At 72.5% G+C, this 20,454-nt stretch carries 20 protein-coding genes and 2 pseudogenes; 7 read left to right on the top strand and 15 right to left on the bottom strand.

Translation table 11 applies throughout. From position 1 onward, the window contains the following. The first annotated feature begins 111 nt into the window (after positions 1 to 111). Together AC07C1_RS31735 and AC07C1_RS31730 are read left to right on the top strand one after the other, a co-directional pair. Positions 112 to 891, top strand: coding sequence for an alpha/beta hydrolase (locus AC07C1_RS31735; protein WP_478944611.1), 780 nt, complete (start codon positions 112 to 114; stop codon positions 889 to 891). After that, the gene (locus tag AC07C1_RS31730) at positions 884 to 1,453 is read left to right on the top strand and encodes a hypothetical protein (protein WP_478944609.1); all 570 of its coding nucleotides are present in this window, start codon (positions 884 to 886) and stop codon (positions 1,451 to 1,453) included. The genes AC07C1_RS31735 and AC07C1_RS31730 overlap by 8 nt, the downstream gene beginning before the upstream one ends. A 47-nt stretch (positions 1,454 to 1,500) precedes the next feature. Here the strand turns inward: AC07C1_RS31730 and AC07C1_RS31725 are convergent, their stop codons facing one another. The 6 genes from AC07C1_RS31725 to AC07C1_RS31700 form a co-directional block, all read right to left on the bottom strand. Beyond that, positions 1,501 to 2,253: an endonuclease/exonuclease/phosphatase family protein gene (locus tag AC07C1_RS31725; protein ID WP_478944607.1), complete on the bottom strand. Its 753-nt coding sequence runs from the start codon at positions 2,251 to 2,253 to the stop codon at positions 1,501 to 1,503. 170 nt (positions 2,254 to 2,423) lie between these two features. Beyond that, positions 2,424 to 3,377 carry an ROK family glucokinase gene (locus AC07C1_RS31720; RefSeq protein ID WP_478944605.1) on the bottom strand — a complete coding sequence of 318 codons (954 nt, stop codon included), beginning with the start codon at positions 3,375 to 3,377 and terminating at the stop codon, positions 2,424 to 2,426. A 67-nt stretch (positions 3,378 to 3,444) separates the two neighbouring features. Continuing rightward, positions 3,445 to 3,933, bottom strand: coding sequence for a DUF5304 domain-containing protein (locus tag AC07C1_RS31715; protein WP_478944603.1), 489 nt, complete (start codon positions 3,931 to 3,933; stop codon positions 3,445 to 3,447). A 56-nt stretch (positions 3,934 to 3,989) separates the two neighbouring features. Then, entirely contained in the window at positions 3,990 to 5,213 is a 1,224-nt protein-coding gene (locus AC07C1_RS31710; protein ID WP_478944601.1) for an ArsA family ATPase, read from the bottom strand. Between the two features lie 58 nt (positions 5,214 to 5,271). Further along, a complete protein-coding gene (locus tag AC07C1_RS31705; RefSeq protein WP_478944599.1) occupies positions 5,272 to 5,709 on the bottom strand; it encodes an SRPBCC family protein in 438 nt (145 codons plus the stop codon). A gap of 122 nt (positions 5,710 to 5,831) precedes the next feature. Beyond that, positions 5,832 to 6,629: a metallophosphoesterase family protein gene (locus AC07C1_RS31700; protein WP_478944597.1), complete on the bottom strand. Its 798-nt coding sequence runs from the start codon at positions 6,627 to 6,629 to the stop codon at positions 5,832 to 5,834. 296 nt (positions 6,630 to 6,925) lie between these two features. On the opposite strand from AC07C1_RS31700, the gene AC07C1_RS31695 reads away from it, so the two are divergent. Beyond that, positions 6,926 to 8,722, top strand: coding sequence for an AMP-dependent synthetase/ligase (locus tag AC07C1_RS31695; RefSeq protein WP_478944595.1), 1,797 nt, complete (start codon positions 6,926 to 6,928; stop codon positions 8,720 to 8,722). A gap of 17 nt (positions 8,723 to 8,739) precedes the next feature. On the opposite strand, the gene AC07C1_RS31690 is transcribed toward AC07C1_RS31695, so the two are convergent. Next, positions 8,740 to 10,377 carry a GMC oxidoreductase gene (locus AC07C1_RS31690; RefSeq protein WP_478944593.1) on the bottom strand — a complete coding sequence of 546 codons (1,638 nt, stop codon included), beginning with the start codon at positions 10,375 to 10,377 and terminating at the stop codon, positions 8,740 to 8,742. Between the two features lie 51 nt (positions 10,378 to 10,428). Continuing rightward, the gene (locus tag AC07C1_RS31685; protein WP_478944591.1) at positions 10,429 to 11,571 is read right to left on the bottom strand and encodes a glycosyltransferase family 4 protein; all 1,143 of its coding nucleotides are present in this window, start codon (positions 11,569 to 11,571) and stop codon (positions 10,429 to 10,431) included. A 142-nt stretch (positions 11,572 to 11,713) separates the two neighbouring features. Between AC07C1_RS31685 and AC07C1_RS31680 the strand changes: the two genes are divergently transcribed. Beyond that, on the top strand, positions 11,714 to 12,949 hold the full coding sequence (locus AC07C1_RS31680; protein WP_478944590.1) for a glycosyltransferase 87 family protein: 1,236 nt from the start codon (positions 11,714 to 11,716) through the stop codon (positions 12,947 to 12,949). A gap of 284 nt (positions 12,950 to 13,233) precedes the next feature. Continuing rightward, positions 13,234 to 13,491, top strand: a pseudogene (locus AC07C1_RS31675) (PadR family transcriptional regulator); the annotation flags it as partial. A 23-nt stretch (positions 13,492 to 13,514) separates the two neighbouring features. On the opposite strand, the gene AC07C1_RS31670 reads toward AC07C1_RS31675, so the two are convergent. From AC07C1_RS31670 to AC07C1_RS31650, 5 genes are all read right to left on the bottom strand, one after another. Next, positions 13,515 to 14,702, bottom strand: a complete 1,188-nt coding sequence (locus tag AC07C1_RS31670; RefSeq protein ID WP_478944588.1) for a hypothetical protein — start codon at positions 14,700 to 14,702, stop codon at positions 13,515 to 13,517. A 27-nt stretch (positions 14,703 to 14,729) separates the two neighbouring features. Beyond that, positions 14,730 to 15,740: a C40 family peptidase gene (locus AC07C1_RS31665; RefSeq protein ID WP_478944586.1), complete on the bottom strand. Its 1,011-nt coding sequence runs from the start codon at positions 15,738 to 15,740 to the stop codon at positions 14,730 to 14,732. A gap of 237 nt (positions 15,741 to 15,977) precedes the next feature. Further along, complete coding sequence (locus AC07C1_RS31660) at positions 15,978 to 17,018, bottom strand: C40 family peptidase (RefSeq protein WP_478944584.1); 1,041 nt, start codon at positions 17,016 to 17,018, stop codon at positions 15,978 to 15,980. Between the two features lie 212 nt (positions 17,019 to 17,230). After that, positions 17,231 to 18,574, bottom strand: a complete 1,344-nt coding sequence (locus tag AC07C1_RS31655) for an NYN domain-containing protein (RefSeq protein ID WP_478944582.1) — start codon at positions 18,572 to 18,574, stop codon at positions 17,231 to 17,233. A gap of 44 nt (positions 18,575 to 18,618) precedes the next feature. Next, positions 18,619 to 18,858: a hypothetical protein gene (locus tag AC07C1_RS31650; protein ID WP_014672226.1), complete on the bottom strand. Its 240-nt coding sequence runs from the start codon at positions 18,856 to 18,858 to the stop codon at positions 18,619 to 18,621. A gap of 154 nt (positions 18,859 to 19,012) precedes the next feature. Between AC07C1_RS31650 and AC07C1_RS31645 the strand changes: the two genes are divergently transcribed. Both AC07C1_RS31645 and AC07C1_RS31640 read left to right on the top strand, forming a co-directional pair. Beyond that, a complete protein-coding gene (locus AC07C1_RS31645) occupies positions 19,013 to 19,804 on the top strand; it encodes a rhomboid family intramembrane serine protease (RefSeq protein ID WP_478944580.1) in 792 nt (263 codons plus the stop codon). After that, positions 19,801 to 20,082: an Lrp/AsnC family transcriptional regulator gene (locus AC07C1_RS31640; protein WP_478944579.1), complete on the top strand. Its 282-nt coding sequence runs from the start codon at positions 19,801 to 19,803 to the stop codon at positions 20,080 to 20,082. Before AC07C1_RS31645 ends, AC07C1_RS31640 begins: the two co-directional genes overlap by 4 nt. Here the strand turns inward: AC07C1_RS31640 and AC07C1_RS31635 are convergent. Next, positions 20,079 to 20,222 (bottom strand): hypothetical protein, encoded by a 144-nt coding sequence (locus tag AC07C1_RS31635; RefSeq protein ID WP_478944577.1) that lies wholly within the window; start codon positions 20,220 to 20,222, stop codon positions 20,079 to 20,081. The genes AC07C1_RS31640 and AC07C1_RS31635 overlap by 4 nt on opposite strands. Before the next feature lie 19 nt (positions 20,223 to 20,241). Further along, positions 20,242 to 20,454: pseudogene (locus AC07C1_RS31630) on the bottom strand (IS630 family transposase); the annotation flags it as partial.

Genomic DNA, 20,454 nt, shown 5'->3' with positions numbered 1-20,454 from the left:
GCGGTCGCGTACGGTGAACCACATCCGCGCGTTTCTTCCCGCCTCCACCGGTCACCGGACGAGTTCCGCCGGCTCCGGAGGAGGCCCTCCCAGGAACAGGAGAGTCGAAAGGTGCCGGTTCTCCCCGGAGCCGAGCCGTACCGCCACGAGGGCGGGGATGCGGGCGTCCTCCTCTGTCACGGCTTCACCGGCTCACCCCAGTCGCTGCGCCCCTGGGCGGAGCACCACGCGGCCCACGGCCTGACCGTGTCGCTGCCACTGCTGCCGGGCCACGGCACCCGCTGGGAGGACATGCAGGTCACCGGCTGGCAGGACTGGTACGCGGAGGTGGACCGCGAGGTGCGCCTGCTCTCCGAGCGCTGTTCGCGGGTGTTCGTCGCGGGCCTGTCGATGGGCGGGGCGCTGGCGCTGCGGCTGGCCGCGCGGCACGGCGAGCGGGTCTCGGGCGTGGTGGCCGTCAACCCGGCGAACAAGGTGCACGGCCTGTCGGCGTACGCCCTGCCCGTCGCCCGGCATCTCGTTCGGACGACGAAGGGCATCGCCAGCGACATCGCCAAGGAGGGCGCGGCGGAGCTGGGGTACGACCGCGTACCGCTGCACGCGGCGCACTCGCTGCGGGTGTTCCTGCGCCGGCTGGACGGCGAACTGCCCCAGGTCACCCAGCCGTTGCTGCTGCTGCGCAGTGCCCAGGACCATGTCGTCCCGGCGGCGGACTCGGCCCGGGTGCTGAGCCGGGTGTCCTCCACGGACGTGTCGGAGCTGGTGCTGGAACACAGCTACCACGTGGCGACGTTGGACGAGGATGCGGACCGGATCTTCGAGGAGAGCCTCGCCTTCATCGGCCGGCTCGCACCCAGTGTCGGCAAGGAAGGGACGGCCGCAGTTGGCTGAGCACGACTCCGACCGCGACAACCGCGAGGAGCGCGAGCCGGACGAGCAGGGGGTGCCCTTCGACGAGAGCGCCGTCTGGCGGGCCATCGTCGCCGGGTACGGCGAGGAACCGCCGGACCCGCCGGGCACCAGGCCCTTCAAGCCGGTGGAGGATCTCGCGCTGCTCGAGAAGGACGCCGGGTCCGACCGGGACGACTCGGCCGATCCGCGACCCGCGCCGCCACTGGGCAGCTCGGTCTCCTTCGCGCCCGGTGTCGGCCCGCGCGACTACTCCACGTCCGAGCCCTCCGAGGACGACTTCGACGAGGAGGACGAGGGCCACTTCGTACCGCCCGAGCCGCCGCCGCTGCCGGCCGCCGACCCGACCGCCAAGTTCGCCTGGCTGGGCGTCGTGGGCGGCCCGGTCCTGCTGCTGCTCGCGGTGCTGCTGGGCTGGGACATGACCTGGTGGCTGACGACCCTCGGCATCGGCGGCTTCCTCGGCGGCTTCGCGACGCTGGTGACGCGGATGCGGACGGACGACGACGAGGACGGCGATCCCGGGCGGGGGGCCGTGGTCTGAGCTGACGGGGTGCCGGGCCCGCCGGGCACCCCGCCCGAGCCGCGCGGTCAGGCCGCCGGAACCCGGAGCGCGGCCAGCACCGGAAGGTGGTCGGTGGCCGCGGCCAGGTCGGCCCGGGTGACGCCCGGCTGGTCCAGCGGGACGCCGCAGCCCAGTACTTCGACGCCCTTGGTGGCGAAGATCGCGTCGATGCGCTGGTGGGGGTCGGCCGGAGTGGAGGTGAACTCGCCGCCCCAGGGTGCCGTGCCACGGCAGTCCTGGAGGGTCGCGGCGAGGTGGCGGAAGGTGCGGCCGTCGGGGCGTTCGTTGAGGTCACCGCCCGCGACGGCGTGTTCCACGCCCAGACCGGCGAGGCGGTCGAGGAGCATGCCGCCCTGCTCGTGGCGCTCGTCCTTCTGGAGGCTGAGGTGGCAGCTGAGCACACCCAGGCGGGCACCGCCGAATCTGATGACCGCCGTGGCGAAGCCGCGCCTGTGCAGGCCCGGGGTGAGCGGCAGCAGTACGTCCTCGGTTCGCTCGACGGTGGCCCGGAGCGAACCGAGGATCGCGGGACCCGCGGCGGTGGCGCCGCCGGTGAGGACGACCTGGCCGCAGGCGGCGGCCAGCCGGGCGAGTTTCTTGCGCCAGCGGAAGAAGCGGGGGGCTTCCTGGATGAGGACCAGGTCGGGGGCGCAGGCGGTGATGACCCTGGCCAGGGCATCCGTGTCGTCGCGCATCGAGCGGATGTTGTAGCTCAGGACGCGGATGAGGGCTGAACCGTCGGGCTCTGTGCGGGAGTTCGGGAGCAGCGGGGTTGCCATGCCGTCAATTTACGCCGCGAGGCGGCGGGGGCGCCCTGTGACTCGGGGCGCGAGGTGTGTGCGCGATGCCGGTTCGTCGTGGCGTGTCGCGCCCACGCGGCGGAGCCGCATGTTTTACACAGTCCCGCGCCCCTCGGGTGGGCACAGTCGCCGTGGTCAGAGAGTGGACGTCACATGATCGGGTCGGGCTCGCGGGCCAGGTCGGCGGCACCCACCATGCCCGCCTTGTTGCCGAGCCGGGCCGCGATCACCTCAGCGACCGGACGCCAGTTGCCGCCGACGAGCCAGCGCTTGTAGGACTTGCGGATCGGGTCGAGGACCAGGTCGCCCTCGTCGGAGAGCCCGCCGCCGACGATGAACGCGGACGGGTCGAACAGGGAGGCCAGGTCGGCCAGGCCCGCGCCGGCCCAGCGGGCCAGCTCACGGTAGGAGTCCACGGCCACCGGGCAGCCCTGGCGGGCGGCCATGGAGATGTGCTTGCCCTCGATGCCGTCCGGGGTGCCGTCACCGAGCGCCAGCAGGACCTCGGCGCGCTCCGGGGTGGCGTTGGCGCGCTGCTTGGCGTAGCGGACCAGGGCGCGGCCGGAGGCGTACTGCTCCCAGCAGCCCTGCGAACCACAGCCGCACAGCAGGCCGTCCGGCACCATCCGGATGTGGCCGAACTCGGCGGCCACGCCGAAGTGGCCGCGGCGCAGCTTGTTGCCGATGATGATGCCGCCGCCGAGACCGGTGCCGAGCGTGATGCAGATGACGTTGCGATGGCCCTTGCCGGCACCGAACCGGTACTCGCCCCAGGCGGCCGCGTTGGCGTCGTTCTCCACGACCACCGGGAGGCCGGTGCGGGCCTCGACCTTCTCCTTGAGCGGCTCGTTGCGCCAGTCGATGTTGGGCGCGAAGTACACCGTGGAGCGCTGCCGGTTGACGTAACCGGCGGCACCGATGCCCACGCCGACGATCTCGTGCCCGGCGCGCGCGCCCTCCACCGCCGAGGCGATGGCGTCCACGATGGCCCCGGGCGTGGAGGGGGTCGGCACCTTGAAGGTCGAGAGGATGTTGCCTTCCTCGTCGACCACGCCGGCCGCGATCTTCGTGCCGCCGATGTCGACGCCGATGGTGAGTCCCATGAATCCCTCAGTTTCGGTCGAGCCCCGCTACGGCCAACCGTACCCGAGGCCCTGCCGTGGGAGGGCTTCAGTCCAGGTCGATGCGTTCCCCCGGGCCGGTGCCCTCGCCCCGGTCGGGCCGGTCGCCCCGGTCGTCCTTCGGGCCGGCCGCCCCGGTGGTCCAGCGGTGCTCCTGGGCCTGGACGGCGGAGCGGTAGGCGGCCAGCAGCTCGGTGCCGGCCGCCGAGAGGTGGTCGAACACGTCCGGGTTGCGCTCTATGACGGGCTCCACGGCGGCCTTCGCCTGCTGGACGACCTGCCGCACCACCTGCTGGGCGGCGGGTCCGGCGAGGGCTCCGAGGAGCGGTGACTGGAGGCCGGACAGCTTGTCGGCCACCGTGTCCACGAGCTTCTTCAGTTCCTCGGCGGCCGAGCCGGGCGGCGGGCCGTGATCGGCGCGGCGGCGGGCCTTCTCGGCGGCGAGGTCCTCGCCGCAGGCCGTGGCCCAGGCGTCGGCGTCGGTGGCCCGCGCCTGCTCCTCCTCGTAGGGACCGGATGCGGGGGGCTCTTCGCTCATGGCGGACTCCTGACTACGCTTCGCTCTTACGACGTTACCCGAACGGGCGTACCCGCTCACCGTCCGGCGGTGGGCCACAGGCCGGGATCCGGAGCGAACCGGATGCGCAGCTCGCCCTCGCGGAGCCCGGCCCCGGCCACGGTGCAGCGGCGCAGGGCGGACGGAAGCGGAACGATCCGGCGGAACGGGCCCGCGGCGATCAGGAGTTCGTCGCCGCGCCGGATCAGGTCCAGCTCGTCCCGTATGGCTCCGGGCAGCGGGATGTGCCAGACCAGCACGCCGTCCTCGGCGATCCGGTCGGCGACGGGCCACTCGACCGGGGCGGGCGCCGGGTTGACGACCGGCACGGCGAGGGCGTCGAGGTCGTCGCTGCCGTGCGGGTCACGTCCGAGGTGGGGGACGGTGTGGACGGCGTACGGCTGCTCCCGCCACTCGGCGAGGGCCTTGCCCTGCTGGGCGAGGAGAGTCAGAAGGGGCGCGAAGCCCGTCGCGGGGTGCCGGCCGGGCGACGGGCGGGAGAGCCAGGTGTCGCCGTCGGCGTCGGGCAGTACGCGGTTGGCGATCAGGGCCTCGGTGCGCAGGCCGCGCAGGGCCAGGCCGAGGCCGGCGGTGTGGACGGCGGCGGCGCCGGCCGGTCCGGGTTCGGCGACCAGCCGTACGGCGGTCCGGTGGTCGGCGAGGACCGCCTCGACGGCGGCCAGTTCGACGTCCCAGCGGGCGGCCGTCTCGTACAGCCAGTCGGCGGGCATGGGGACGCCGGCCAGCCGGCCGAGGACCGGGCGCAGGGCGCGGGCCGCCTGCCGCTCGGGCGGGAGCAGCCGGCGCAGATAGCGGCGCATCTCCTCGGGCAGGGCGAGCAGCGCGAGGGCCTGCGGGAGGGGCGGGAGGTCGACGACGAGCAGGTCGTAGCGCTCGGAGAGGGCCGCGTCCCGGAGCGCGCGCAGGAAGGACAGTTCCTCGGCACCGGGCAGCGGGGTGACCTCCTCGGCGTCCAGGCGGGCGGCGCCGAGGAGGTCGAGGACGTTCGCGGCGCGGGTCTGGAAGGCGGTGAGGTCCTGGCGGAAGCGGTCGACCGCGTCGGGGCGCCAGGCGGTGAGGTTCTCGGCGACCTCGGTGGGGGCCGGTCCTGTTCCGGTGCCCAGTGCCACGCCCAGGGTGTCGGTGCGATCGGCACTGAGGAGGAGGGTGCGGGCGCCTTCGCCCGCGGCGCGCTGTGCGGTGGCGGCAGCGATGGTCGTACGACCGCTGCCGCCCGGGCCCGTGATCAGGATGGTGCGCATGAGGGTGAACCGTACCTGTGCGTGCCCTCGGTCGCGCGGGGGTCGCGTGGCCCGCGGGTTACGCCGACTCGACCCTCTTCTTCAGGCCCGCCAGCGCCCGGTCGATGATGACCTTCTCCGCCTTGCGCTTGATCATGCCGAGCATGGGGATCTTGACATCCACCGTGAGCTGGTAGGTGACCTCGGTGGCGCCCGCGTCGGCCGGCTTGAGCAGATAGGAGCCGTCCAGGGCCCGGAGCATCTGGGACTTGACCAGGGTCCAGGAGACCTCGTGGTCGCCGGCCCAGGTGTAGGCCAGGGTCTGGTCGTCCTTGATGGCACCGGCGTCCATGACGAGGCGGACCTGCTCGGCGCGGCCCCGCTCGTCGGTCGCCAGGACCTCCGCCTCCTTCACCTCGCCGGTCCAGTCCGGGTAGCGGGCGAAGTCGGCGATCACCGCCATGACGTCGGCCGGAGCGGCCTCGATCGTGATGCTCGAACTGGTGTGTTCCGCCATCGCCGTGGCTCCTCCAGATGCGGGCCGTATTGAGAAGTCTGTGTGCGCCGGGCTGCGCACGTGTGTGCAGCGTGAAGGCTACCGCGCCGCCGACCTGCCGCCTTCACCCCCGGGTCCCGCCGTCACCATTCGAGCACCCAGGGCCTCCCGGTCCCGGCGAAGTGGCCCACGTTGACGCATTCGGTCGCGCCGATCCGCATACGGCGCGCGAGCGGCTGGTGGACGTGCCCGAACAGTGAATAACGCGGCCTGGTGCGGCGGATCGCGTCGAGCAGCGCCGGGCTGCCCCGCTCGAAGCGGCGCGCGACGGTGTCGTAGACCAGTTCGGGCACCTCCGGCGGGATATGCGTGCACAGCACGTCGACCTCGCCGACCGCCTCGATCTTCGCCGCGTACTCCTCGTCGCTTATCTCGTACGGCGTCCGCATCGGGGTGCACAGGCCGCCGCCGACGAAGCCGAAGGTCCGGCCGCCGATCTCCACCCGCTGGCCGTCGAGGACGGTGGTGCCCGGCCGGGCGTACTCCGGCCACAGGGGCGGCATGTCGACGTTGCCGTACGTGGCGTACGTCGGGGTGGGGAACGCGGCGAACAGCTCGGCGTACTGCCTGCGCACCGCCTTCTCGATGACCGTGAACCGGTCGGTGCCGATGCCGGCCCACAGCCGGGCGCCGAACTCGCGGGCCTCCGCGAAGCGGCGGGCGGTGCGCAGCTGAACGATGCGGTCGGCGTTCTCCGCGCCGAACAGGTCCGGGAAGATCCCGCGCGAGTGGTCGGCGTAGTCGAGGAAGAGCACGAGGTCGCCCAGACAGATCAGGGCGTCGGCACCCTCGCCGGCCCGGGCCAGGTCCCGGGCGTTGCCGTGCACGTCGCTGACCACGTGGACGCGCGTCCTTCGGTTGCCGGAGGGTGTGGATGCCATGGTGATCAAGCGTAGGCCTGTGCGGTCCGCGTGAACAGTGCCGGTCCGGCCTGCGGTTACTCGCCGGTCGGTTCGGCCGTGGACTACTGTGCGCGAAGGAACGCCCACCTGTGTGACGCAGCGAACATCTCGCCTGGACCCCCTGTCGTAGACGCCATACCGGCGGGTAACGTCCGGGCAGTCCAGTCGTGCTCAGGATTTCAACATGTGAATTCCCGAGTACTTGCCCGAGCCTTGGACCGCACCGTCGCATCACACAGTGTCGTGGCGCCGGCGCCCTATGAGGAGCAGCAGTCTTGCGCGAGTTCAGCCTTCCGGCTTTGTACGAGGTCCCTGCGGACGGCAATCTGACCGACATCGTCCGCAGAAACGCCGCGCAGCATCCCGACGTCGCCGTCATCGCCCGCAAGGTGGACGGTGTCTGGCAGGACGTGACGGCCCGGGAGTTCCTGGCCGAGGTGCGCGCCGCCGCCAAGGGACTCATCGCCGCCGGGGTGCAGCCGGGCGACCGGGTGGGCCTGATGTCCCGCACCCGCTACGAGTGGACGCTGCTGGACTTCGCGATCTGGAGCGCGGGCGCGATCACCGTGCCGGTGTACGAGACCAGCTCGCCGGAGCAGGTGCAGTGGATCCTGTCCGACTCGGGCGCGACCGCGTGCGTCGTGGAACTGGACAGCCACACGGCCGCCGTGGAGTCGGTGCGCGACGCGCTGCCCGCCCTGAAGAGCGTCTGGCAGATCGAGGCCGGCGGCGTACGGGAGCTGGGGCGGCTCGGGCAGGACGTGTCGGACGAGACGGTCGAGGAGCGCAGCTCGCTCGCCAAGGCCGACGACCCGGCGACCATCGTGTACACGAGCGGTACGACCGGCCGCCCCAAGGGCTGTGTCCTCACCCACCGCAGCTTCTTCGCCGAGTGTGGGAACGTCGTGGAGCGGCTGCGCCCGCTGTTCCGTACCGGTGAGTGCTCGGTTCTGCTCTTCCTGCCGCTCGCCCATGTCTTCGGGCGGCTGGTGCAGGTCGCGCCGATGATGGCGCCGATCAAGCTGGGCTGCGTCCCGGACATCAAGAACCTCACGGACGAGCTGGCCGCGTTCCGGCCGACGCTGATCCTCGGTGTCCCGCGTGTCTTCGAGAAGGTCTACAACACGGCGCGGGCCAAGGCGCAGGCGGACGGCAAGGGCGCGATCTTCGACAAGGCGGCGGACGCCGCGATCGCCTACAGCAAGGCGCTGGACAGCCCCTCGGGCCCGTCGTTCGGCGTGAAGGTCAAGCACAAGGTCTTCGACAAGCTGGTCTACAGCAAGCTGCGCGCGGTCCTCGGCGGCCGGGGCGAGTACGCCATCTCCGGCGGTGCCCCGCTGGGCGAGCGGCTCGGCCACTTCTTCCGGGGCATCGGCTTCACCGTCCTGGAGGGCTACGGCCTGACCGAGTCCTGTGCGGCGACCGCGTTCAACCCGTGGGACCGGCAGAAGATCGGCACGGTCGGCCAGCCGCTGCCGGGCTCGGTGGTGCGGATCGCGGACGACGGCGAGGTACTGCTGCACGGCGAGCACCTGTTCAAGGAGTACTGGAACAACCCGGGCGCGACCGCGGAGGCGCTGGCGGACGGCTGGTTCCACACCGGCGACATCGGCGCCCTCGACGAGGACGGCTACCTCAGGATCACCGGCCGCAAGAAGGAGATCATCGTCACGGCGGGCGGCAAGAACGTGGCGCCGGCCGTGATAGAGGACCGGATCCGGGCGCACGCGCTGGTCGCGGAGTGCATGGTGGTGGGCGACGGGCGGCCGTTCGTGGGCGCGCTGGTCACCATCGACGAGGAGTTCCTGGGCCGCTGGGCCGCGGAGCACGGCAAGCCGGCGGGCTCCACCGCGGCGTCGCTGCGTGAGGACCCGGATCTCATCGATGCGATCCAGACGGCGGTCGACGACGGCAACGCCGCGGTGTCGAAGGCGGAATCGGTGCGGAAGTTCCGCATTCTGCCCTCCCAGTTCTCGGAGGAGTCGGGCCACCTCACCCCGTCGCTGAAGCTGAAGCGGAACGTGGTGGCGAAGGACTACGCGGGCGAGATCGAGGCGATCTACGCGAAGTAGTCACCCCTCGGGAAGGCTCATGGCGCGGTGTCCTCGGCGAGGACCCGCGCCATCGTGCGTTCGGCGAGCGCGGTGATGGTGACGAACGGGTTGACGCCGATCGAGCCGGGCACGAGCGAGCCGTCGGTGACGTAGAGCCGCTCGTATCCCCTCACCCGGCCGTAGCCGTCCGTCGCCTTCCCCAGGACGCAGCCGCCCAGCGGGTGGTAGGTGAAGTCGTCCGCGAAGACCTTGCCGCCGGAGCCGAAGAGGTCGTACCGGTAGATGGTCGCGTTGGCGGCGTTGATCCGGTCGAACAGCTTCTTGGCCATCCGCACCGACACCGCGCTCTGGGCGGCCGTCCAGCCGAGCCGCACCGCGCCCGTGGCGGAGTCGTACGTGAACGACGCCCGCTCCGGGTTCTTGGTGATCGCCAGGTAGAGGCTGATCCAGTGCTCGAAGCCCATGGGCAGCGGGGCGATCTCGGCGAAGACCGGGTTGTCGGCGTTGGCCCAGTCGTCGATGCCCATCACGGGCATGGTGGCCTGGTCGGCGCCGACGGTGTCCCACACATGGTTGGCGCGGCCGAGCATGGTGTTGCCGTTGGTGCCCCAGCCCGCGCCCACGGCGGCGTCGAGGTCCGGCAGGGTGCCGGTGTCCCGGGCGCGGACGAGGAGTTCGCTCGTGCCGAGGCTGCCGCCGCCGAGGAACAGGTACGTACAGCGGTAACTCCTGGTCTCCACGACCCTGCCCGTGCTGTCGATCCGGTCCGCGGTCAGCATGTACGACCCGTCGCTCGCCCTGCTGACCGACGTCACCTTCTCCAGGGTGTGGATGGTGACCTCGCCGGTGCCGAGGGCGGCGGCGAGATAGGTCCTGTCGAGGCTGCGCTTGCCCTGGTTGTTGCCGTAGATGACCTCCCCGGCGAGCGCGGACTTCGGGGCGGTGCCGGCGGCCTCGCGCTCCATGTGGCCGAAGTCGTAGACGTTCGGCACGAAGGTGGTCTTCAGTCCGGCGCCGGCGGCGGCCTTCCGGGCGGTCCGGGTGAACCGGTACCACTCGGTGGACTCGAACCACGCGGGGTCGATGGTGTTGACGCCGAGCATGGCGCGGGCGCGCGGGAAGTACGTGCCGTACATCTCGTCGGCGTCCACGGCCGGGAACTGCTCGGCGAAGTAGGACTTCGGCGGGGTCACCGCCATTCCGCCGTTGACGAGCGAGCCGCCGCCGACGCCCCGGCCGACGTAGACGGACATGGCGTCGTAGTGCACGCGGTCCAGGACCCCGGGGTAGGGACCGATGGCCCTGTTGACCACGTCCAGCCACAGGAAGGTGGCGAGCGGGGCCTCGGTGCGGGTGCGGAACCACATGGACCGCTGGTCGGGGGCGGTGGTGGAGCAGAACACCTTGCCGTCGGCGCCGGCGGTGTTCCACAGCCGCCCCATCTCCAGCACGAGGGTGCGGATGCCGGCCTGGCCGAGGCGGAGGGCGGCGACCGCCCCGCCGTAGCCGGAGCCGACGACGATGGCCGGGGCGTTGTCGACGGCGCCGGGCTCGGCGGCCCGGGCCGACTGGAGGCCGATGCGGGTGAATCCGAAAGTGGCCGCGGTCTGGAGCGCGGCCATACCGAGGATGTGACGTCTCGTCAGCTGACGCTGCATCAGTTTTGCTGTCATGGTGCGCAGCATGGGCGGATTTTCCGGTTCCGCCTAGCCTCGCGGCGAGGTTTACAGCAGGTCTTCGAGCTTCTCCGCCAGCAGGTCCCAGCGCCACTTCTCCTCGACCCAGCGTCGGCCCCGCTCGCCCATGCGCCGGCGCAGCCCTGGGTCGCCCAGCAGTGCCACGATCCGGTCGGCGGCCTCCGTCGGCTCTCCGCCCCGGACCACCCAGCCCGTCTCCCCGTCGAGCACCGCGTCCGGCGCGCCGCCCGAGTCCCCGGCGACCACCGGCAGGCCCGTGGCGGACGCCTCCAGGTAGACGATGCCGAGGCCCTCGACGTCCAGGCCGCCGCGCCGGGTACGGCACGGCATCGCGAAGACGTCCCCGGCGCCGTAGTGCGCGGGCAGCTCGGCCCAGGGCACCGCCCCGGTGAAGCGGACCGAGGGGTCGACGCCCGTCTCGCGGGCCAGCCGGCGCAGGTCCCGCTCGTAGGGCCCGCCGCCCACGATGAGCAGCACGGTGTCCGGCTCGGCGACGAGGATGCGGGGCATGGCCCGGATGAGGGTGTCCTGGCCCTTGCGCGGCACCAGCCGCGAGACGCAGACCACGACCGGGCGGTCGGTGAGACCGAGTCGCGCCCGGACCTCGTCGCCGCCGGAGGCGGGGTGGAAGGTCTTCTCGTCCACCCCGGGCGGCAGCTGCACCATCCGCCGGGCCGCCGCCGGCGTGAGCGCGGTCGCTATCCGGGAGCGGGTGTACTCGCCGAGGTAGGTGATCGTGTCGGTGGACTCCCCGATCCGGCGCAGCAGCTGCCGGGCGGCCGGCAGCTGGGCCCAGCCGGCCTCGTGCCCGTGGGTGGTGGCCACCAGCCGCTCGGCACCGGCCCTGCGCAGCGCGGGCGCCATCAGGCCGAGCGGCGCGGCCGCCCCGAACCACACCGAGGTGCACCCGTGCTCCCGCAGCAGCCCGGCCGCCCGCCGGGTCGCCCGCGGGGTGGGCAGCAGCATGGTCGTACGGTCGCGTACGACGGTGAAAGGCTGCTCGGCGTCGAATGCGGCCGTGGCCTCGGCGCCCTCCCGGCCGCGCTTCCAGGTGGAGGCGTAGACGACCAGCCGGCCGGGGTCCAGGCGGAGGGCCATGTTGTGCAGGAAGGCCTGGATGCCGCCCGGCCGGGGCGGGAAGTCGTTGGTGACGATCAGGGTCTTGTGCATCGCCGCCGACCCTACCGAATCCGCCCTCCGGGGCCGGGGCGCGGCCGAGTCTGTGGCACCCGCACCGGTGCGCACGACATCATGGCCACGCGGAATCGAACGGCACGGCAGTCGCAGCCGGAATCGAACGACAGGGGAGCACGTGGAGACGAAGGCCGCCCGGCGGTCCCTGGCCCGGCTACTGGCGACCTGGGGCGTCACCCGCGTGGTGCTGCTGCTGTTCGTCTTCCGGGTCTTCGTCTTCCCGGGCCCGGACGTCACCTCCGACGTGTCGGTGATCTACCGCGGCTGGTACGAGGTCCTGCGCCACGGAACGTTTCCGCTGGACGACGTGACCTGGCAGTACCCGCCCGCCGCCGCCCTCGCGGTCCTCTCCCCCGCCGCCCTGCCCTTCCTGTCCTACGCGCACGCCTTCTTCGTTCTGACGTTCCTCACCGACCTCGCCGTCCTGGCCCTGCTGCGCTGTCCCGGCGGGCGGCCCGGCCGGTCCCCGCGCGGGGCCTGGGTATGGGTGGCGGGGGTGCCGCTGCTCGGGCCGACGGTGTACGCCCGCTACGACGTGATGGTGACCGCGGTGGCGGTGGCGGCGCTGCTCGCCGGGGCCCGGCATCCGCGGGTGATGGGCGCGCTGACGGCGTTCGGGGCGCTGCTGAAGGTGTGGCCCGCACTGCTGCTGGTCGGTGCCGTGCGGCGGCGGGCATGGGTGTCGGCGGTGGTGACCGCGGCGGGCCTCGCCGCGCTGTTCGCGGTGTCCATGCCGGGCGCCTTCGCCTTCCTGGCCTTCCAGCGGGAGCGGGGCACCGAGGTGGAGTCGCTGGGCTCCCTGGTCTTCCATGTGGCCCGGCACTTCGGCTGGAACGGCGCGGTGCTGCTGAACTACGGGTCGATCGAGTTCCTCGGCCCGTATGTGGACCAGGTCAGCACGGCGGCGCTGGCACTGACGGGGGCCGCTCTCGGCTGGCTGCTGCTGTGGCGGCTGCGCGCGGCCCTTGCGACGCCGCACGCCCTCGCCGACGCGGCCTTCACGGCGGTGCTGCTGTTCACGGTCACCAGCCGGGTGATCAGCCCGCAGTACCTGGTGTGGCTGATCGGGCTGGCCGCCGTCTGCCTGACCCACCGGGCGAGCCGCATGGGGGCGCCCGCGCTGATGGTCGTGCTCGCGTCCTTCGTGACGGTCCTGGAGTTCCCGCTCGGCTTCTCGCACGTGGTGATGAGCGACTGGTACGGCGTCACGCTGCTGGCGCTGCGCAACGGTCTGCTGGTCGCCGCCACGCTCACGGCGGCCCGCCGGCTGTGGCGCTCGACCGTGCCGCCGAGGGTGACGACCCCGTTCCCGCCGCAGGCCGCTCGGGAGGAGGAGACCCCCGTCTCCTCCTGACGCCGGGCCCGCCGTGCGAGGCCCCTCGTCGGGCTGTCTCGCTCGGGCTGCTCGGCCGGCGCACCGGGGAGGGCGCGAGCGCCGCCCCGCGCCGGGTGCCGTCGCTGACCGGGCGGGGCCGCGCGGGGCTGCTCGGCCGTGTCCGGCTCCAGCAGCCGTACGCCCGCCGAACCGGCCGGCTCCCCGCCGTACCGGCCGATGAGCAACTGCCCGCCGGGCGGGGTGAGTTCCGACCCCGGGTGGGCCGCGATCTCCCGCTCCAGCTCGTCGGGGCGGGTGCGGTGGCCGTGCTGGAGCGGCTGCGCGGCCCCAAGCACGCGGAGATCACCGACCAGGTCCGCTTCCACACGGTCCTGGCCTTCCTGCGGCACCTGGACGACCCCGCCGAGCAGGCCGCCGTGCCGCGCCGCCGGCTGCCCCTCCTCCGGACCCCGGCGAGCTCCTTCCACCGGGAGGGCGAGCCGGTGCGCGCGGAGGAGGCCGGGGACCTGTTCCGGACGGGCATGCCGCGCGCCGCCCGGGCCACCGGGGAGGCCGAGCGGGCCGCGCGAGGCGATCGACACGCTCAGCCGAGCCGCGTCCCGACGTACTCCCGCCAGCGCGCGGTGAACTCCTTCGGAGTCGTGCCGAGCACCTGCTTCAGCGCCTGCTCGACCGCGCCCGCCCGCTTTCCGTGGGCGCCGACGGCCCGGTAGAAGGCGCCGAGCCGGGCCGTGCCCCAGTGGCCGGCGATCATCCGGCAGGCGAGCCAGCCGCCCTCGTAGGCCTGCGCCAGCTCGGTGGGGTCGCTGGTGAAACCGAAGTCCGGGTCGGCAGGCAGCGCTTCGGGCACCTCGCCGTCCTGGACGGCGCGGGCGAGTTCCGGTGCGACCTCCGCCGGGCTGCGGCCGGTACCGAGGTAGCCGATCCAGTCGGCGTAGCCCTCGGAGAGCCACAGCGGGGTGGCGGCGTCGGTGTGCGCCCGGGTGGCCACATGGGTGGTCTCGTGGGTCAGCACGACCTGCTTGCCGAGGTCACCGAGCCCGGCGTAGGCGTCCGGGTTGACGACCACCCGGTCCGCGGGCGCCTTGCCCGAATTGCCCGCTTCACCGGTGGTGACGGCCGCGATGCCCCGGTAGTTCGTGGCGGGTGAGCCGAGCAGGCCGGCCATGCCCGCCAGCGACCGCGGCACGAGGACCACGACCCGCCGGCTCCAGTCCGTGCCCCACTCCCGGGAGACGGCCGGGACCGCGCGGTCCGCGAGCCGGGCGAAGACCCGCAGCTCGGCGGCCGGCCGACCGGTGCCGAGGACCAGGCTGTGCGCACCCTTGACGGCGGTCACCGTCCCCTGGTCCCACAGCTGCTGCCCGGCCCGCCTGGCGGGCTTGTCCGCGCTGACGTACCACCGTCCGTCGGCCGTACGGGCGAGGGTGAGAGTGCGGCGGGCGTCGACGGGTGCCCGGTCGTAGCCGGCGACGCGGTAGCGCAGGTCGGCGTCGGCGGTGGCGCCGGAGGAGCTGCGGTGCACGCCGGTGACCCGGTAGGCCCAGGAGGCCAGCGGAAGGGCGCGCAGCCGGGTGTACTCGGCGCGGGTGCCCGTCGCGCCGTACGCCGACTCGTCGTGGCCGAGGAGGGCGGCCGCGCGGCGGTCGAGCACCTGCTGCACCTCGGCCCGGGCGGAGTCGGCCGCCGTGGGCCCGCCGCAGCCGGTCAGCGGCAGCAGCAGGCTGAACCCCACGGCTCCGATGCGCCACGCCCGTCCACGACCACCCACTTTCCGATCGTACGGCGCGGAGCGCGGTCAGGGCCGGGTGACCGACGAGACGGGCATCATGCCGACCGGGTCGTAGCGCACCGGCGCGCCCGGGTAGGGCGCGTGGATGACCCGGCCGTTGCCGACGTACATCGCCACATGGCTGGCGTCGGAGCGGTAGACGACCAGGTCGCCGGGGCGGGCCTGGGAGAGCGGGACCTGCCGGCCGGCGAAGCGCTGCTCCTGCGAGGTGCGCGGCAGGTGGATGCCGGCGTGCGCGTACGACCACTGCATCAGGCCCGAACAGTCGAAGCCGGAGGGGCCGTTGGCGCCCCACACGTAGGGGCGGCCGAGGGCGGCGCGGGCGGCGGCCAAGGCCGCGGCGGCACGGCCGTCGGGGGCGACGGCGCCGGTCAGGTAGGGCAGGTCGGTGCGGCTGCCCCGGGAGGCGCGGGCGAAGGCGGCGCGTTCGACGGTGGACAGTGAGTTCAGCAGCTGCCGGGCCTTGGCGAGCTTCTTCTCCACGGTCCGCTTGTGGGCGGTGACGGCCCTGCGGCTCTTCTCCAGGTCGGCGAGCTTGCCGGCCGCCTCCGAGCGCTCCTGGGCCAGCTCGCGCAGCGCGGACCGCAACTCCCGCAGCTGGCCGGCCTGCTGGGCGCCGATGCGGTCGAGGGTGGCGGCCTTGTCGAGGTAGTCGTCGGGGTCGTCGGAGAAGAGCAGGGCGACGGCCGGGTCGATGCCACCCGAGCGGTACTGGGCGCCGGCCAGCGAACCCAGCCGCTCCCGGAGGGTGTTGATGCGCTGCTGCTGCCGGGCGATGTGGTCCTGGGCGTGACGCACCTCGCGGCGCAGCGTGCCGGCTCGCTCCACGGCCTTGTCGAAGGCCTGGGTCGCCCGCTCGGCCTCCTGGTAGAGCCGGTCCACCTCGGCACGGGTGTCGCCGTGCGGCGCCGCGTGCGCCGGTACGGCGCCGAGCGCGGCGACCGCGGCCGACAGCGCGCACAGGGCGGCCGCGCCCCGGTCGAATCCGGACGATGCAAGACGGCGATGGGACCCCACGGCAGTCCTTCTGCTGGCGGACGGAGACCGCTTCCCCGGCGCCTGAGGACGGGGAGGCCCCAGCGCCGGGGAAACGCGGCAGACAGTAGCCCCGTCAGAGGACCGCGGCCAAAGACGTCGGAGTCAACACACACTGACGCCCCGCCGCTGACGCAGGTCAACGGCGGGGCGTGGGGTCAGTTCCGGTTCACGGGATTCGCCCGTTCGGGCGCCACCGGGTGCGGGTGTCGCGACGGTTCAGACGCGGACACCGAACATGAACGGGCCGCCTATGGTGCTCATGGACTCGTACCGGACGACCGTGCCGGTGCGCGGGGCGTGCAGGACCTGGCCGTTGCCCGCGTAGAGGCCCACGTGGTGGATGTCGTTGAAGAAGAAGACCAGGTCGCCGACCTGCAGGTCGCTCTGCGAGTAGACGCGCGTGCCGATGTTGGCCTGCGCCTGCGAGGTCCGCGGGATGGAGACGCCGGCCTGGGCGTAGGCCCAGGAGGTCAGGCCCGAGCAGTCGAAGGAGGAGGGACCCGTGGCGCCGTAGACGTACGGCTTGCCGATCTGGCTCTGGGCGGCGGAGAAGGCCGCCCCGGCCCGGCCGGAGGCGGGCGGGGTGTCGCCGAGGTCGACGCGCTCGGTGGAGGAGCGGTTGGCGCGCTGCTGCTCGGCGGCGAGTGCCGCCTTCTCCTTCGCCGTCAGGGTGTTGAGGAGCTTCTGCGCCTCGGCGAGCTTGCCCTGGACTTCCTTCTTCTTCTGCTCCAGCTGGGTACGCGTGGAGGAGAGGTCCTTGAGCTTCTCGGTGGCCTCGGCGCGCTCCTGGGCCAGTTCGCGCTGTTTGTCCTGGATTTTCTTCAGCGCGTCGACCTGCTGGCTGCTCAACTGGTCGAGCGTGGAGGCCTTGTCCAGGTAGTCGTCCGGGTCGGAGGACAGGAAGAGCTGGACCGAGGGGTCGATGCCGCCGGACCGGTACTGGGCGGTGGCCAGCGAACCCAGGCCGTCGCGGAGCTTGTTCAGCTCCTGCTGGCCGCGGGCGACGTTGTCCTGGATGGTGGAGATTTCCTTCTGCAGCTTCTGCTGCTTCTCCTTGGCACCGTTGTACTTCTCGGTGGCCTGCTCGGCCTGCTCGTAGAGCTTGTCGACCTTCGCCTTCACCTCGTCCTTGCTCAGCTTCTCGCTGGGGGCGGCGTTGGCGGCGTTCGCGCTCAGCGCGACGGCAGCGGCGGCTGCGGTGGTCAGCACGGTCACGCGGGTGCGACTCGGCTGCTTGGGTCGACGATGGGACGCCACGGAGGACGAACTCCTTCTTGTGAGTGTTCACCCGTTCGGAGGTTCGAGCCCAGACCCTAGTGACCCACTTATGATCAGTTCAAATCCTCGCGGCAAAAAACCCTGTTGCGCAATGCATTCTTTGCACACAACTCACATGCGGTGACACTTGATTGACGCTGCGCTCCGCACAGATGCGCCCAATTCGGGCATTACCTATGTCCGTTGGACCTTCAGGACAGTCGCTTGAGAAGCACCGCAGAGGCCACCGGTCGGGCACCCGCCTTCGCGACCCCGTCGGCCACCTCCCGGTCGGTGGAGGCGACGATGACCGGACGGCCCGGCGGCTCCGCACGCACGAGTTGGCGGATCAGCTCGTCGGCCGTGACGCCCGGCTTGGAGAACAGCACCCGCACCCCGCGCGGCGGCGCGAGCAGCACCGGCGCGGCCAGTTCGGCGCCGTCGAAGACACACGTCACCTCCGCGCCGGTCTGCGCGGCGAGCGCCGAGAGCTGCCCGAGGAGTCTGAGCCGCTGCTTCTCCAGCGGCATCTGCGGATAGCCGGTCTTGGTGACGTTGTAGCCGTCGACCACCAGGTGCGCCTGGGGCAGCGCGAGCAACTGGTCGAGGATCGCCGGGTCGTTCTCGGACAGGGCGCGGGCCGCGATGTCCTTCGGGGTCATCCGGCCCGGTTCGACCGCGTCCACGGTCTCGGCCGGGCGCACGGACACCGGGGGCAGGGCCAGCTCGCGCCGGAGCCCCTGGGTGGCGTCCAGCAGGGTGTCGAGCAGCAGCCGCACCCGCATGTCCCCCACGCTGCGTCCCTCGCGGGCGGCCCGCCGGGTGGCCTCCAGCGCGGCCTCGGCCTCGCCCAGGCGGCCCTTGAGCCGCCGGGACTCGCTCTCGGCGGCCGACACCTGCGCCTGCGCCTCGGCGCGCAGGGCGTCCATCTCGCCCTGAGCCTTGCGGAGGGCGGCCTCGCCCCGCTTGACGTCGCTGAGCGCGGCACGGAGCTTGCGGTGCAGCGACTCCGCCTCCTTCTTCGCCGACTCCAGCTCCGCGCGCAGCCGTTCGGTCTCGGCCCGGGTGTGGTCGCGGGCCTGGGCCAGCTCGGCGCGCAGCCGCTCCAGCTCGGCCCGGCTCTCCTCGTCCGCCCGCTCGGCGTCCGCCCGCTGGGCCTCCTCGCCGGCCGCGGTGACCAGCTTCACCCAGCCCGCCGGGCGCAGTACGTAGGCCGCGGCCGCCACGTCGAGCGGGTCCGCGGCCGGGGGCGGGGAGCCGGAGTCGAGGGCGCCGGCGAGTTCCGGCTGCGCCTCTCTGAACTTCTCTCCGATCCGCTGGCGGAACAGCGGATCGGTCTCCAGCGCCGCCGCCATCGCGTTCCCGGCGAACTTCGTCCGGCGATTGGGGGCGAACCGGGCGTACTGTCTCAGCTGGGCGGGCAGTTCCGCCACGGTCAGGCCGCCGAAGCCGTCCGAGACGATCTGCACGACCCGGCGGCGCACGCCGTCGGGCAGCGGACGGTCAAGCACCTCAGCGGTGCCGTCGCCCGGCCCCCCGCCTGCGGTCTCCACCATCCGTCACACCCCACTACTTCCGCTGCTTCTCCGGGCCCGCTCCCTCAGGAGCCGGCGCCCGGCCTGTCCACGAGCTCCACCTGGTCCACCGCGTTGCACCAGCGGCAGCGCACCGATTCGATGGTCTCACTGACGACCTCGCGCTCCTCCACCGTCGGCTCACCGGCCAGATCGAGGTGGACGTACTCGACGACCTTCGAGGAACGGGTCACGTCGAACCGGGTGAGATTGCCGCACAGGGTGCAGCGCCATCGCGTCGTGGCGGTCGGCAGGGGAACCGTCATCGTGGTGGTCCGCTTCCTTCTCGTTCTCGGTCCGCGCCGCCGGCCGACGCGTGTGGCTCGTAACCCTAAGGCCTGGGGGGTCCTCGCCGCCCGTCCGTCCACGGCGGCGAGGCGGTCTGTCAGCGTGCGTCCCGTTACGTCATGCTCTGTAGTCATGATCAGCACCTGGAGCACGGCGGCCGGCAGGACACTCAGGACGGTCCGGGGGACCTCGGCACCGGTGACGTACGGCCTCATCGCCCTGTGCTGCCTGATCTTCGTCCTGGGTCCGGCCTCCGGGCTCACCCCGGCGTACGGCCCGGGGGACACGCTGCTCGCCGCGCAGCGGGCGTACTTCCGCCGCTGGGGCGTGGTTCCCGCCGAGCTGTTCGACGGAGCCGCCCGCGAGGCGCTCACCCCGGCCACCGCTCTGTTCGTGCACGGCGGCTGGGTGCATCTGCTCGGCAACATGCTCTTCCTCTTCGTCTTCGGAGCGATGACGGAGGAGCGGATGGGCCGGGTGCAGTTCACCCTTTTCTACGCCGGCTGCGGTTACCTGGCCCTGCTCGGCTACGCGGCCGCCAACGCCGCCTCCGAGCAGTCGCTGGTGGGCGCCTCCGGGGCGATCTCGGCGGTCCTCGGAGCGTTCCTCTACCTGTTCCCCCGCGCGCGCGTGACCAGTCTCCTGCCGTTCCTGTTCTTCCTGCCGCTGCGCTTCCCGGCCTGGGTGGTGCTGCCCTTCTGGGCGGCCCTGCAGTGGCTCGCGGCGGGGCGCGCCTCCGACGGCCCGGGCGTCGCCTATCTCGCGCACCTGGTGGGCTTCGGGCTCGGCTTCGGCTACGCATGGGTGCGCTACGGCAGAGGCAAGGGCCCGAAGGGCGGCCTCGCAAGGGCGGTGGCGGGAGACGGGACGGCTAGAGTGAAGTCCGCACCGGCTCCGGCGTCCGAGGGAGAGAACCAGCCGTGATCACCGCGATCGTCCTCATCAAGACCAGCGTGGACCGGATCCCCGAGATCGCGGAGCGGATCGCCGCACTGGAGACCGTCAGCGAGGTCTTCTCGGTCACCGGCACCTACGACCTGATCGCCATGGTCCGGGTACGGCAGCACGAGGACCTGGCCGAGGTCATCCCCGGCCGGATCAGCAAGATCCCGGGCGTGGAGGCCACCGACACGCACGTCGCGTTCCGCACCTACTCCCAGCACGACCTGGAGGCCGCCTTCGCGATCGGCCTCGACAACTAGTGACCTGAGTCGGAGATTCGTCGGCAGTAGGCGGCGACTTTGTCGAGGATCTCGTCGGCGGTCTTCGTCCAGATGAACGGCCTGGGGTGTTCGTTCCAGTCGGCGAGCCAGCTGCGGATATCCCGTTCCAGGGCTTGCACGGAGCGGTGGACGCCTCGCCTCGACGGCCCGGTGGCGTCGGTGCAGGGAGCCGATCACCTTGCCGGTGGCGACTTCCAGTGCGGCGAACAGGGTGGTGGTGCCGGCCCGGACGTAATCGTGACTGCGGCGTTCGGGAACGCCGGGCACCATCGGCAGCACGGGCTGGGACCGGTCGAGAGCCTGGATCTGCGACTTCTCGTCCACGCAGAGGACAAGCGCCTTCTCCGGCGG

The sequence above is a fragment of the Streptomyces sp. NPDC045022 genome, from assembly GCF_056432605.1.
Note: the sequence above shows the minus strand (reverse complement) of the source record. Positions and strands in the feature narration are given on the sequence as shown.